Origin of the sequence: Caballeronia ptereochthonis (genome assembly GCF_001545075.1) — a bacterium.
Classification (GTDB): domain Bacteria; phylum Pseudomonadota; class Gammaproteobacteria; order Burkholderiales; family Burkholderiaceae; genus Caballeronia; species Caballeronia ptereochthonis.
The window spans coordinates 221,823-234,661 of the sequence record NZ_FCOB02000001.1 but is presented as its reverse complement, the minus strand read 5'-3'; the positions used below and the strand labels follow the sequence as shown (position 1 = coordinate 234,661).

General features: G+C 62.6%; 12 protein-coding genes. 5 read left to right on the top strand and 7 right to left on the bottom strand.

Annotated features, from left to right (window positions below):
- Positions 1–57 precede the first annotated feature (57 nt).
- Genes AWB83_RS01055 through AWB83_RS01040 form a run of 4 tightly spaced genes read right to left on the bottom strand, consistent with a single transcriptional unit; the run spans position 58 to position 2,407 of the window.
- Complete coding sequence (locus AWB83_RS01055) at positions 58–582, bottom strand: RDD family protein (protein ID WP_087042394.1); 525 nt, start codon at positions 580–582, stop codon at positions 58–60.
- Positions 583–598: 16 nt separating this feature from the next.
- A complete protein-coding gene (locus AWB83_RS01050) occupies positions 599–1,366 on the bottom strand; it encodes a DUF3106 domain-containing protein (protein ID WP_087042393.1) in 768 nt (255 codons plus the stop codon).
- 28 nt (positions 1,367–1,394) lie between these two features.
- Positions 1,395–1,847, bottom strand: a complete 453-nt coding sequence (locus tag AWB83_RS01045) for a DUF3619 family protein (protein ID WP_087042392.1) — start codon at positions 1,845–1,847, stop codon at positions 1,395–1,397.
- Complete coding sequence (locus tag AWB83_RS01040; protein ID WP_087042391.1) at positions 1,844–2,407, bottom strand: RNA polymerase sigma factor; 564 nt, start codon at positions 2,405–2,407, stop codon at positions 1,844–1,846. The genes AWB83_RS01045 and AWB83_RS01040 overlap by 4 nt, the downstream gene beginning before the upstream one ends.
- A 409-nt stretch (positions 2,408–2,816) precedes the next feature.
- On the opposite strand from AWB83_RS01040, the gene AWB83_RS01035 reads away from it, so the two are divergent.
- From AWB83_RS01035 to pssA, 5 genes are all read left to right on the top strand, one after another.
- Positions 2,817–4,580, top strand: a complete 1,764-nt coding sequence (locus tag AWB83_RS01035; protein WP_087042390.1) for an acetolactate synthase 3 catalytic subunit — start codon at positions 2,817–2,819, stop codon at positions 4,578–4,580.
- Between the two features lie 109 nt (positions 4,581–4,689).
- Positions 4,690–5,181: an acetolactate synthase small subunit gene (ilvN, locus tag AWB83_RS01030; RefSeq protein ID WP_008341906.1), complete on the top strand. Its 492-nt coding sequence runs from the start codon at positions 4,690–4,692 to the stop codon at positions 5,179–5,181.
- Between the two features lie 77 nt (positions 5,182–5,258).
- Complete coding sequence (gene ilvC, locus AWB83_RS01025; RefSeq protein WP_087042389.1) at positions 5,259–6,275, top strand: ketol-acid reductoisomerase; 1,017 nt, start codon at positions 5,259–5,261, stop codon at positions 6,273–6,275.
- Between the two features lie 107 nt (positions 6,276–6,382).
- The gene (locus AWB83_RS01020; RefSeq protein ID WP_087042388.1) at positions 6,383–7,027 is read left to right on the top strand and encodes a phosphatidylserine decarboxylase; all 645 of its coding nucleotides are present in this window, start codon (positions 6,383–6,385) and stop codon (positions 7,025–7,027) included.
- A 13-nt stretch (positions 7,028–7,040) separates the two neighbouring features.
- Positions 7,041–7,907 carry a CDP-diacylglycerol--serine O-phosphatidyltransferase gene (gene pssA, locus AWB83_RS01015; RefSeq protein WP_087042387.1) on the top strand — a complete coding sequence of 289 codons (867 nt, stop codon included), beginning with the start codon at positions 7,041–7,043 and terminating at the stop codon, positions 7,905–7,907.
- A gap of 93 nt (positions 7,908–8,000) precedes the next feature.
- Here pssA and AWB83_RS01010 read toward each other — a convergent pair whose 3' ends face one another.
- The 3 genes from AWB83_RS01010 to lysS form a co-directional block, all read right to left on the bottom strand.
- Positions 8,001–9,857 carry a hypothetical protein gene (locus tag AWB83_RS01010; protein WP_244197520.1) on the bottom strand — a complete coding sequence of 619 codons (1,857 nt, stop codon included), beginning with the start codon at positions 9,855–9,857 and terminating at the stop codon, positions 8,001–8,003.
- Between the two features lie 386 nt (positions 9,858–10,243).
- Positions 10,244–11,011: a glycine zipper 2TM domain-containing protein gene (locus AWB83_RS01005; protein WP_087042385.1), complete on the bottom strand. Its 768-nt coding sequence runs from the start codon at positions 11,009–11,011 to the stop codon at positions 10,244–10,246.
- Positions 11,012–11,299: 288 nt separating this feature from the next.
- Positions 11,300–12,826, bottom strand: coding sequence for a lysine--tRNA ligase (lysS, locus tag AWB83_RS01000; RefSeq protein WP_087042384.1), 1,527 nt, complete (start codon positions 12,824–12,826; stop codon positions 11,300–11,302).
- Positions 12,827–12,839: the final 13 nt, after the last annotated feature.

The window sequence follows — 12,839 nt, the reverse complement described above, 5'->3', positions numbered from 1 at the left end:
CGCATTGCGCCATGCGGCTGTGACCGAGCCGTGACAGTCACAAGAAGTTCTTATTACTTACTTGGTGGCGGGCTGAACGGCGACGATGCGCGTGCCGGCGAGGCGGTCATGGAGGAACTGGCGCGCGGGATCGAGCCACACGGCGGCGGCCCACAGCACGACCCACACCGCGAACACGGCGAGCGTCTGCGGCACGGCGAGCGAGAGCAGCGGATGCAGCGCGAGCGGCGGCAGGAACCACAGCCACGCGAGCGCATGGCGGGCAAGCGCGCGAGCGGGCCTGACGGGCTGGCCGTGCGCGTCGACGACCTTGAGGCGCCAGGTTTTCATCGGCAGGGTCTGGCCGCCGTGGGTCCAGAAGTACACGAAGTAGGCGGCGAGCACGAGGCCGATCCATGACATCAGCCAGTCGTGATGCGTGAGGCCGTTGCGCTGCTGCGTGAGCGTGCTGAAGAGATAGCCGGCGATGAACACGACGCCGAACAGGATGACGCCTTCGTAGACCATCGTCGCGAGGCGGCGGCGCAGGGCGGGCGCGCGCATCGGCGGGACGGTGTCGGTGATGGCGGCGGGGGCGCTCATGCCGTCGAACGCGCGCTCACGAGCCGTTGTACATCGAGGGCGCCTGCTGCGGCGACACCGGAATCGGCGTGGCCGGAACGATGCTCGCGGCGTTCGGAATGGCCGGCTGCGCGGGCACGCCGGAGACTGGCGCAGCCGGTGGGGCCGCGCCCGATCCGCTTTCCGCGGAGCCCGCGACGTGGCCTTGCTCGCGCGCCGTGACGAGGCGATTGATGTCCTTCACTTCGGTCTTGCCCGTGGGCGGCGCGGAAACGATGGTCGGACGGCGCACGCGTTCGCTCGCGGCCAGTTTCTTCTTCTGCTCTTCGGACAGCTTTTGATAGGCGTCCCAAGCCTTTTCGCGCTTCTCCAGCGGCACCGCCTTGGAAACCTGATAATTCTCGCGCGCGACCTTGCGCTGGTCGGGCGTGAGCCGCACCCATTCCTCCATGCGCTGATGCAGATGCTTCTGCGCTTCGGGCGACATGCGATGGAACCGCGACGCGATCTTCAGCCACTTCTGCTTGCGCTCGTCGGAAAATGAATCCCACTGGGTCGCGAACGGTGCGAGCGCGACGTGCTGCGCTTCGGTCAGATGACTCCAGGACAGCGGACCTTCGGAAGACAGCGTGGACAGCGGCGAGAGATTCGAATCGGCGGCCGTGACCGAGCCGCCGCTCGGCGCGGCCGCGACGGTGGGCGCGGCGGCCGTGGTGGAGTAGAAGCGCGGATAGGTCGCGGCGAACGCGACGAGACCCGCAATCGCGCAACCAAAGACAATCGCGAGACCGCGCTTGTAACTCACCCGAAAATTCCCCCGCTGTATTCAGTGCTTAATGATTGCGCGTCAGGTACGCGTTGAAGCCGTGATCGAGATAGGCGTCGATCGGCAGGCTGTCGCTCATCATGGCCGCGTCGATGTCGGCCAGTTCCGCCTTGCGCTGCTGGTCTTCCCAGTACGCGATGCCCGCGAGCCCGATGATGAGCGCCGCGAGCGGCCAGGCGAGCCCGAGTCCGCCGAGCCGCGCGAGCAGGCGCTTCGCGCGGTGATCGCCTCCGGAGCCGCCCGTGGCGAGCGTGCCGCCCGCACCGGCGAGCGCCGGCGTGAAGGCGGGCGCGGCCACCGCGACGGCCGCTTTCTCCGGCTTCTTGCGCGCGATCGCGGCGCGCCGCGCCGCTGCCAGCCGGTCGACAGCCGCGGTCGGAATATTCGACGTGTTTTCGTCCAGCGCGCGCACCAGCTTCAGCGCGAACTCGTTTTCCTTTGTTTCAAGAGCGGAACTCATAGCGTGATCCCTTTGGCTTTCAGGGCTTGTGCGAGGGCATGCGTGGCGCGTGAACAGTGCGTCTTCACGCTGCCCTCGGAGCAACCCATCGCGGCGGCCGTCTCAGCGACATCCATGTCTTCCCAGTAACGCATGAGAAAAGCTTCCCGTTGACGCGCGGGCAGTTTCTGGATTTCCGCGTCGATCAGATTCAGTACCTGTTCGCGCTCCAGTTTGTTCTCGCTGCTTTCGCTGCCGACCGCGCCGTCTCCGGATTCGAAGGTCTCGAGCGGGTCGAATTCGTCGTCGTCCGCGCTGCCGAAGGACGAGAAGAGGCTGACCCAGGTGTTGCGCACCTTCTGGCGACGGAAGTAATCGTGCGTCGCGTTCTGAAGGATACGCTGGAACAAAAGCGGAAGCTCGGACGACGGACGATCGCCGTACTTTTCGGCCAGCTTGATCATCGCGTCTTGCACGACGTCGAGCGCCGCGTCGTCGTCGCGAACGGTGTACACGGTCTGCTTGAACGCGCGTCTTTCGACGCCCGCCAGGAAATCGGCGAGTTCCTTGTCTGATGCCATCCGTTGGGGACCCGGCGCAACGAATTTGCGTCGAAAGGGATCGTGGAGTTCGAGGAAAACCTGCGAATCCTAGCAAAGTTTCGCGGCATCCGGAGAAAATGCGAGGTTTTGTTGCCACTTGAGGCGCGCATCCGGTGCAATGCGCGTATGTCCGACAGGTTGCGCTTGCGCGCCGCTTTTACCGCAAAATCGTGCGGAAAGCCGCCATCGGACTGTTCGGAAACTTTTTGCTTGACCCGCCGCGCGCGCCGGGCTACATTTTCCGACTCGCATCATAAAGTGAAATGTCTAATTTGAGGCGAGCCCAAGAAGCACGCCTGTCAAACCAAGACGCGCCGCTTGAACCCGAGCCACAAGCCCGGTAGAGAGCACCCGATCAATTTTTTGCCGAAAATTCGAAAGGTGATGAATGAACATGCCTAGCGCGGAATTCTCCACGTCGGATACCACTCCCCCTCAAGAAGCTGACTCCATTGGCGGCACCGTGCTCATGCGCGCGCTTGCCGACGAGAACGTCGAGTTCATCTGGGGCTATCCCGGCGGCTCGGTACTCTACATCTACGACGAGCTGTACAAGCAGGACCAGATCCAGCACATTCTCGTGCGCCACGAGCAGGCCGCCGTGCACGCCGCCGACGCCTATTCGCGCTCCACCGGCAAGGTGGGTGTGTGCCTCGTGACTTCCGGCCCGGGCGTCACCAATGCCGTCACGGGCATCGCCACGGCCTACATGGATTCCATTCCGCTCGTCGTCATCAGCGGCCAGGTGCCCACCGCGGCCATCGGCCTCGACGCGTTCCAGGAGTGCGATACCGTCGGCATCACGCGTCCCTGCGTGAAGCACAACTTCCTCGTGAAGGACGTGCGCGACCTCGCCGCGACCGTCAAGAAGGCCTTCTACATTGCCCGCACGGGCCGTCCCGGTCCGGTGCTGATCGACATTCCGAAGGATGTGTCGAAGGCGCCGTGCAAGTACGAGCCGCTCAAGAGCGTGTCGCTGCGCTCCTACAATCCGGTCACCAAGGGCCATTCGGGCCAGATCCGCAAGGCGGTGCAACTGCTGCTGTCGGCCAAGCGCCCGTATATCTATACCGGCGGCGGCATCATCCTGGCGGATGCATCGCGCGAGCTGAACCAGTTCGCCGATCTGCTCGGCTATCCCGTCACCAACACGCTGATGGGCCTGGGCGGCTATCGCGCGAGCGACAAGAAGTTCCTCGGCATGCTCGGCATGCACGGCACGTACGAAGCCAACATGGCGATGCAGAACTGCGACGTGCTGATCGCCATCGGCGCGCGCTTCGACGACCGCGTGATCGGCGATCCGAAGCACTTCGCGTCGTCGCCGCGCAAGATCATCCATATCGACGTCGATCCGTCGTCCATTTCCAAGCGCGTGAAGGTCGATATTCCGATCGTCGGCGACGTGAAGGAAGTGCTGAAGGAACTCATCGAGCAGCTTCAGCACGCCGAGCACGGCCCGGACACGCAGGCGCTCAAGACGTGGTGGGACGAGATCGAAGGCTGGCGCGCGAAGGATTGCCTCGCCTACGACCGCAAGAGCGAGATCATCAAGCCGCAGTACGTCGTCGAAAAGCTCTGGGAGCTGACCGACGGCAACGCGTTCGTGTGCTCGGATGTCGGCCAGCATCAGATGTGGGCGGCGCAGTTCTATCCGTTCAACAAGCCGCGCCGCTGGATCAACTCGGGCGGCCTCGGCACGATGGGCTTCGGCCTGCCCGCCGCGATGGGCGTGAAGATGGCCTATCCGGACGACGAAGTGGTCTGCATCACGGGCGAAGGCTCCATCCAGATGTGCATTCAGGAGCTCTCGACGTGCAAGCAGTACAACACGCCCGTCAAGATCATCTCGCTGAACAACCGCTATCTCGGCATGGTGCGCCAGTGGCAGCAGATCGAATACAAGAAGCGCTACTCCAGCTCGTACATGGATGCGCTGCCCGACTTCGTGAAGCTCGCCGAGGCATACGGCCATGTCGGCATTCGTGTCGAAAAGACCGCGGACGTCGAGCCGGCGCTCAAGGAAGCGCTGCGTCTCAAGGACCGCACCGTATTTCTCGACTTCCAGACCGATCCCACCGAAAACGTATTCCCGATGGTGCAGGCAGGCAAGGGCATCACGGAAATGCTGCTCGGGTCTGAGGATCTATAACGCGGGTTTGATTCGCGAGGCTCGCGCGCACCTGTCTTCAAAAAGGACGAGTGCTGCGCGCGGGTTTTTCGACAAACGCCATTCTGGATAAACATCGGGAATCACGACAATGAAACACATCATCTCCGTTTTGCTGGAAAACGAGCCGGGCGCGTTATCGCGTGTCGTCGGTCTCTTTTCGGCGCGCGGTTATAACATCGAAACGCTGACGGTGGCGCCGACCGAAGACAGCTCGCTGTCACGGCTGACCATCGTCTCGATTGGCTCGGACGACGTGATCGAACAGATCACGAAGCACCTGAACCGCCTGATCGAGGTGGTGAAAGTGGTCGACCTGACAGAGGGCGCCCACATCGAGCGCGAGCTGATGCTCATCAAGGTAAGGGCGGTCGGCAAGGAGCGCGAAGAGATGAAGCGCATGGCGGATATTTTCCGCGGCCGCATCATCGACGTGACCGAGAAGACCTACACGATGGAACTGACGGGCGCGAGCGACAAGCTCGACGCGTTCATTCAGGCGCTCGACGCCACGGCGATCCTCGAAACGGTTCGCACGGGCAGCTCCGGCATCGGCCGGGGCGAGCGCATCCTCAAGGTATAGCGGGCGGCAGTCCACTTCATCAGCAGCACACGTAGCGCAACCAATTTCAACGCATCATCAGGACTCAAGGAACCACCATGAAAGTTTTCTACGACAAGGACGCCGACCTCTCCCTCATCAAGGGCAAGCAAGTCACCATCATCGGTTATGGCTCGCAAGGCCATGCGCACGCGCTCAACCTGAAGGACAGCGGCGTGAACGTGACGGTCGGCCTGCGCCGTGGCGGCGCATCGTGGAGCAAGGCCGAGAACGCCGGTCTCAAGGTGAAGGAAGTGGCTGAAGCCGTGAAGGGCGCCGACGTCGTCATGATGCTTCTGCCCGACGAGCAGATCGCCGACGTGTACAAGAACGAAGTGCACGACAACGCCAAGCAGGGCGCGGCCCTCGCGTTCGCGCACGGCTTCAACGTGCACTACGGCCAGGTGATCCCGCGCGCGGATCTCGACGTCATCATGATCGCGCCGAAGGCCCCGGGCCACACGGTGCGCGGCACGTACCAGCAAGGCGGCGGCGTGCCGCACCTGATCGCGGTTGCACAGGACAAGTCGGGCTCGGCGCGCGACGTCGCGCTGTCGTACGCGGCGGCGAACGGCGGCGGCCGTGCGGGCATCATCGAAACGAACTTCCGTGAAGAGACCGAAACCGACCTGTTCGGCGAACAAGCGGTTCTGTGCGGCGGCACCGTCGACCTGATCAAGGCGGGTTTCGAAACGCTGGTCGAAGCGGGCTACGCGCCGGAAATGGCGTACTTCGAGTGCCTGCACGAGCTGAAGCTGATCGTCGACCTGATCTACGAAGGCGGCATCGCGAACATGAACTACTCGATCTCGAACAACGCCGAGTACGGCGAGTACGTGACGGGTCCGCGCATCATCACCGAAGACACGAAGAAGGTGATGAAGGAAGTCCTGAAGGACATCCAGACCGGCGAGTACGCGAAGAGCTTCATCATCGAGAACAAGGCCGGCGCGCCGACGCTGCAGTCGCGCCGCCGCCTGACGGCCGAGCACCAGATCGAAACGGTCGGTGCGAAGCTGCGCGCGATGATGCCGTGGATTGCGAAGAACAAGCTCGTCGACCAGTCGAAGAACTGATTCGATTTCAGCGTCACGATTCTTGCTCAAGTAAAAGCCGTCCGGATGCCCTGTGCTCCGGGCGGCTTTTGCTATCCTACGGTTTTTAGAAAATACAAAACTCGTTCATGAACTATCCTCATCCGATCATCGCCCGCGAAGGCTGGCCGTTCATCGCCATCGCGGCTGTCGTCGCCATCCTCGTGCAGGCGATGGGCGGCTTTGGCTTCGCCTGGATTTTCTGGCTGATCGTGATCTTCGTCGTCCAGTTCTTTCGCGATCCGCCGCGTCCGATTCCGTCGCAGCCCAACGCGGTGCTGTGTCCGGCCGATGGGCGCATCGTCGCGGTCGAGACCGCGCACGATCCTTACGCGGGCCGCGAAGCGCTCAAGATCAGCGTGTTCATGAACGTGTTCAACGTGCATTCGCAACGCTCGCCGGTGGACGGCGCGATCACCAAGGTGCAGTACTTTCCTGGCGCATATCTGAACGCGGCCGTGGACAAGGCGTCCACCGAAAACGAGCGCAATGCCGTCGTGCTGCAGACGGCGAGCGGCCATACCGTGACGTCCGTGCAGATCGCGGGCCTCATCGCGCGGCGCATTCTCTGTTACGTGCATGTGGGCGAGCCGCTCACGCGCGGTCAGCGTTACGGCTTCATTCGCTTCGGCTCGCGTGTCGACGTGTATCTGCCACTGGGCAGCCGTCCGCGCGTTTCGATCGGCGAGAAGGTTTCGGCTTCGTCGACGATCCTCGCCGAGTTCGCGGAATAACGCGGAGGATTCGATGGCGGCATTCAAACCGCGCCGTAACCGCGTGAACCCGACGCCCCCGCGCGCGTTCCGCCGCAACAAGGCCGCGCAGGACGTCGGCGCCGTGGAGACGCGGCGCGCGAAGCGGCAGCAGTTCCTGAGAAAGCGCGGCATTTATCTGCTGCCGAATGCATTCACGACCGCCGCGCTCTTCTGCGGCTTCTTCGCCGTCGTGCAGGCGATGAACGTGCGCTTCGAGATCGCGGCCATCGCCATTTTCGTCGCGATGGTGCTCGACGGCATGGATGGCCGCGTCGCGCGCATGACGCACACGCAAAGCGCGTTCGGCGAGCAGTTCGACAGCCTGTCGGACATGGTGTCGTTCGGCGTCGCGCCCGCGCTCGTGATGTACGAATGGGTCTTGAAGGACCTCGGCCGCTGGGGCTGGCTCGCGGCCTTCGTCTATTGCTCGGGCGCGGCGCTCAGGCTCGCGCGCTTCAATACGAACGTCGGCGTGGTCGACAAGCGTTACTTCCAGGGCTTGCCGTCGCCGGCGGCGGCCGCGCTGATCGCGGGTTTCGTGTGGCTCGCGACCGACAACCGCGTGCCGCTCAAGCTCGTCTGGCTGCCGTGGGTCGCGTTCGCGCTGACGATCTACGCGGGCGTGACGATGGTGTCGAACGCGCCGTTCTATAGCGGCAAGGCGCTGGACGTGCGCTATCGCGTGCCGTTCGCGGGCGTGCTGCTGATCGTGGTGGCGTTCGTGCTGGTGTCGTCGGATCCGCCCGTCATGCTGTTCTGCCTGTTCGTGCTGTATGGCTTCTCGGGCTATGTCTGGTGGGCCTATATGGCGGTGCGCGGCAGGCCCAATCCGGCGCGCAGCTCACAGCGCGACCATTAGCAGCCGGCGGTCCACGGACAGTGAAAAAGGGGCGGTGCGCTTTCGTCATCCATGCACGCCGCCCGCACTGAAATGGACCGTCAAAACGTGCGGTCACAAATGGAGCGAGGGGTAGATATACGCCGTGTGCCCAGAGGACGGAATGCTGACCCGCGTCGGCCCCGTCAGGCTGTTGAACAGCAGATCGCCGTTCGGGAGAAACTGAATCAGCGCGTAGAAGCCATTGCCCAGAATGCCGGGTCCGAAGATGCCGGTGAACCGCGTGGCCCCTGTGTTCCAGTCCAAGCCGGTCACGACCCAGCCATCGCCTGACAACCCCGCCTGCGCTGCCTGCGGCGTGTTTGCGTAATTGCCGCTGGCGAATACTTGCGGTGACGCGACGCCGCTGCCGGCGCTGATGGTCGGCACCATGCTGTTGGAAGAAATGTCGGGGCGCGCCCATACCGACGACCATTGATGCGCACCGGGATCCCACGCGAAGCGCTCCACGCCGACAGGCGATGGGAAAAGCGCCGTGCCGCGCAGCAGGTTATCCACGAGCGGGCTGGTGCCCGAATTGGAACTCGCGATGTTATTGACGACGAACGCGCCCCATCCGTACACCGCGACGGATTGATCCGTCTGGATCTGGGCGTTCGCGGGCAAGCCGCAGTTGACCTGGATGATCCCCGCCAGACGGGGATTGGCTGGATCGGGCACAGGCACCCCGGACGGAATCTGGTTACGCCAGAAGGCCGCCAGATGCATGCGCGCCTTGCCGTCCGTGATGACCACCAGTTCGTCTTGCGAGTCGTCGAAACCCATCAAGGTCGGCGTACTGCCCGAGCCTGAACCGAACGCCGTGAAATAGGTGTCGCCGCTGGGGTAGGGAGCCGTCCATGCGCCATCGGCAGGGTCGAGCGATAGCTTCTGCTGGCTGTCGTTCCACACCGCCTTGTACATATTCGTGTTGGAGACGAAATAAATTCCATCGTGATTGTCGACGGCTGCGGAATTGCTGATGCTCTCGCTGCTGCTTATTTCGATGGTATGGATAGTTGGCGTTTGTCCGTTCAGGAACGAGCCGCCCACGACGCTCACAGAATGCGAACCGATGATGGCCAGCTTGCCTGAATATGTCATCACCACGCCGGTCACGGTTTCGCCCGACTGCAGGAAAGTCGTCGTATCCAGGGTGCCGGCTACCGAAATCGTGCCAAGGGAGTCGAGCGCGGGCTGAAAGCGGAACGCGTAAATCGAGCTGCCATAATTGGTATAGAGCACATTATTGCTGTCCACTACGCTATAAGCCGACGGAAACCCGCCCGAAGCAAAAGGTAGTCCTAGCTGGGACAGGATATTTTGCGCCTGCTGTACCGTGGTGATCGGATTCTGAAGCAATCCGTTAATGGTGTTGAGAAGCGTCTGCGTGATCCCCGGAAACAGATACGGCGTGATGGCGGCGGAAGAAAGGGTATTGCTCGCCAGAGAAAGATAATTTACGCCCGTCGAGGACACGCCCCACATGAAGTTGGGCGAAGTCGTCGCGAGCGTCATCAGGTTGATCGGGCCCGCCACGATTTGCGGCGTCTGGGGCAACTGGAGAAGACCGGGTACGATCGAGTAGGCGCTCGTCGAAACGGGATAAGGAAAGCTGTCGGTCTGCGCGGAATCGAAGTGCGTAACCGCGTAGACCGGGCCGGCCAGATAAGGGTTGACGGGCGGCGTGCCTTGAGCGCTCGCGGAACGCGCCGTGATGCACGCGCTGGCGGCCACGGTCCCCGATAGCATGACCGAAAAGAGCTTTCGCACTACGAGACGCCAATTCATGGTTATCTCCGAGAAGGCCAAACAACATGAAATAAGCATTGGCAATCCCATGAATCCGGTTCGATGCGCAATATCAACCAGATAGGCAAAACGGATATTGAGCTGTAGTTTGATTTTGAATGCGAATTGATTGTCCGTCACAGACTGAATGCTTTGCCGCACTCGAACTCGACTTACGGGAAGACAGAAACGATCTCTGATATTGTTGCCGCGGCTGTGAATTGCGAGCCTGCCGCATTGGGAAAGCCCGCTGCAAATGACAATAGCACGCGCTGGGCTGGATATCACGCCTATTCGACGTATGAGCACTCTCCGCGGAGCATTGTTTCAATGCTCGCACGCGCCGCATGAAGTATTTGAAAAGTCATTGGCGCATTGCGAATGAATTTGCAATTCGGCTCATTTGTGTGCGCGCGAACTGGACGATTTCTTATTCGAACGCGCTCGTCTTTTCATAGTCTCGGGGGCGCTTGATCAAAAAATAAGGCAGCCGGTTCGGGCTGCCCTGGTGTTCAAGATCGACCGCATCAACCGGCTACGAGCGTCCCATTTTCCACGCGCACGCGCTGACCTTGCGCGAACGGCGGCGGATTCTTGTAAGTGAAGTAGCGGGTCTTGCCGTTTTCCATCCGCACGCGCACCGAATAATCGGTTTCGCTGCGCAGATGCTTTTCCACCGAGTTGCCCGCGAGACCGCCGCCGAGCGCACCGAGCAGCGTCATCGCGGTGCGGCCGCCCCCGCGCCCGAACTGATTGCCGACGACCCCGCCCGCCACCGCGCCGCCGACCGCGCCGATACCGGTTCCGTGGCCTTCGTGCTTGACGGCGGAAATCGCCTCGACGGTGCCGCACGTCGAGCAATACGCCGGATGTTGCGGCGGTTGCTGCGCATACGACGGCTGCGCCGGTTGTTGCACCGGAGGCTGCTGCGCTTGCTGCCGGGCGGCCTGCTGCGCAGCGGCTTGCTGAGCCGCCGCCTGCTGCTGCGCGGCCTGCTGTTGAGCCGCCTGTTGCTGGGCCGCCTGTTGCTGGGCGGCACCCGGTTGCTGCGAGGGGCTCGGGGCGGCCGAATCCACGACCGGCTGCTGGGCAACGGCCGCCGTCTGCGTCTGCGGATTCTGCGCGGAATTGCTCGATGCCTTCGGGAACAGTCCCGTCATCGCTGCCGTTGCCGCGAGACTCGCGACGACCACCGCGCCCGCCGCCGTGGCGATGAGCGGATGTAGGCGCCGCTGCTGCGGCTGACCGCCGCCCGAAGAGGGCGGCGTGCTGAGTTTGTTGGTCCCGTTATCCATTTTTCCGAACCTCCTTTTCGAGGCGACGTGTCGCTGCCAGTCACTACTGTCACAACGCATTGTCGGAGAAACCTGGATTTTTCGCTTTTTCCGGTTGTAACAATTTCGCGGCGCAGCATGCATTGAAGAGAAGCACGAGCGGTGCCAGGCCCGGAAGCCGGCCGCAGCGAGATCCGGCGGTCAAATCTGCCTTGAAACTTTTACCAGCCGTTACAACAATTCGCTCAGACGAAAAAAAGCGCGCCTCGAAAGGCGCGCCTTGGATCCTGCTCGGGATGTCCGAAAGACTCAGTCTTCGCGACGCAGATGCGGGAACAGAATCACGTCGCGGATGCTCGGGCTGTCGGTCAGCAACATCACCAGACGGTCGACGCCGATGCCGCAGCCGCCCGTCGGCGGCATGCCGTACTCGAGCGCGCGGATGTAGTCGGCATCGAAGTACATCGCTTCCTCGTCGCCGGCGTCCTTCTGGTCGACCTGCTTCTGGAAGCGCGCAGCCTGATCTTCCGGATCGTTCAGCTCCGAGAAGCCGTTGGCGATCTCGCGGCCCGTGATGAAGAGCTCGAAGCGCTCGGTGATGCCCGGCACGGAATCGGAGGCACGCGCGAGCGGCGAGACTTCGATCGGGTAATCGACGATGTACGTCGGCTCCCACAGTTGCGACTCGGCGGTCTCTTCGAACAAGGCGAGTTGCAGCGAACCGAGGCCCGCATTGAGAAATGCGGGTTGCGTCGTATCCACGCCGAACTTCTTCAGTTCCGTGCGCAGGAACGCTGCATCGGACAACTGCGCATCGGTGTACTGCGGCGCGTATTTCTGGATCGCCTGATTGATCGTCAGACGATGGAACGGCTTCGCGAGATCCAGCTCGCGGCCCTGATACGTGATGGTCGCGGTGCCGAGCGCATCGATCGCGGCCTGGCGGATCAGCTCCTCGGTGAAGTCCATCAGCCAGCGGTAATCCGTGTAGGCCGCGTAGAACTCCATCATCGTGAATTCCGGATTGTGGCGCGGCGACACGCCTTCGTTCCGGAAGTTACGGTTGATCTCGAACACCCGCTCGAAGCCGCCGACGATCAGCCGCTTCAGATAGAGCTCCGGCGCGATGCGCAGGAACATCTGCATGTCGAGCGCGTTGTGATGCGTGACGAAAGGCTTGGCCGCGGCGCCGCCCGGAATCGGATGCAGCATCGGCGTCTCGACTTCCATGAAGTTCGCCTGCGCCATGAAATTGCGGATCGACGTGACGGCCTTGGTGCGCGCCATGAACGTCTTGCGCGACTCGGGCGTGACGATCAGATCGACATAGCGTTGGCGATAGCGCATCTCCTGATCGGAGAGGCCGTGGAACTTGTCCGGCAGCGGACGCAGCGCCTTCGAGAGCAGACGCAGCTCCGTGCAGCGCACCGACAGCTCGCCCTTGTTCGTGCGGAACAGCACGCCCCTGGCGGCGACGATGTCGCCCAGGTCCCACTTCTTGAACGCGTCGTAAGTCTCGGTGCCGACGTCGGCGGGCGTGATGAAGAACTGGATCTGGCCGCTGCCGTCCTGAACCGTCGCGAAGCTGGCCTTGCCCATCACGCGCTTGAGCATCATGCGGCCCGCGAGCGCGACGGGCAGGGGATTCGCTTCGAGCGCGTCCTTGTCGGTGTCCGCGTATTCGGCCTGCAGCGCGGCGGCCTGATGTGTCGGGCGGAAATCGTTCGGGTAGGCGACGCCTTGCTCGCGCAGCGCGCGCAGCTTGTCGCGGCGCTCGGCCATGATCTGGTTCTCTTCCAGTTCGGGAGCGGCGCTCGTCTGAGTCGGTTCGGTCATGATGATTCTTGGC

Excerpts from the sequence above, each read along its gene's own strand:
- AWB83_RS01055 (WP_087042394.1), bottom strand. The coding sequence starts at position 582 with ATGAGCGCCCCCGCCGCCATCACCGACACCGTCCCGCCGATGCGCGCG.
- AWB83_RS01045 (WP_087042392.1), bottom strand. The coding sequence starts at position 1,847 with ATGAGTTCCGCTCTTGAAACAAAGGAAAACGAGTTCGCGCTGAAGCTG.
- AWB83_RS01040 (WP_087042391.1), bottom strand. The coding sequence starts at position 2,407 with ATGGCATCAGACAAGGAACTCGCCGATTTCCTGGCGGGCGTCGAAAGA.
- AWB83_RS01035 (WP_087042390.1), top strand. The coding sequence starts at position 2,817 with ATGAACATGCCTAGCGCGGAATTCTCCACGTCGGATACCACTCCCCCT.
- ilvN (WP_008341906.1), top strand. The coding sequence starts at position 4,690 with ATGAAACACATCATCTCCGTTTTGCTGGAAAACGAGCCGGGCGCGTTA.
- ilvC (WP_087042389.1), top strand. The coding sequence starts at position 5,259 with ATGAAAGTTTTCTACGACAAGGACGCCGACCTCTCCCTCATCAAGGGC.
- AWB83_RS01020 (WP_087042388.1), top strand. The coding sequence starts at position 6,383 with ATGAACTATCCTCATCCGATCATCGCCCGCGAAGGCTGGCCGTTCATC.
- pssA (WP_087042387.1), top strand. The coding sequence starts at position 7,041 with ATGGCGGCATTCAAACCGCGCCGTAACCGCGTGAACCCGACGCCCCCG.
- AWB83_RS01005 (WP_087042385.1), bottom strand. The coding sequence starts at position 11,011 with ATGGATAACGGGACCAACAAACTCAGCACGCCGCCCTCTTCGGGCGGC.
- lysS (WP_087042384.1), bottom strand. The coding sequence starts at position 12,826 with ATGACCGAACCGACTCAGACGAGCGCCGCTCCCGAACTGGAAGAGAAC.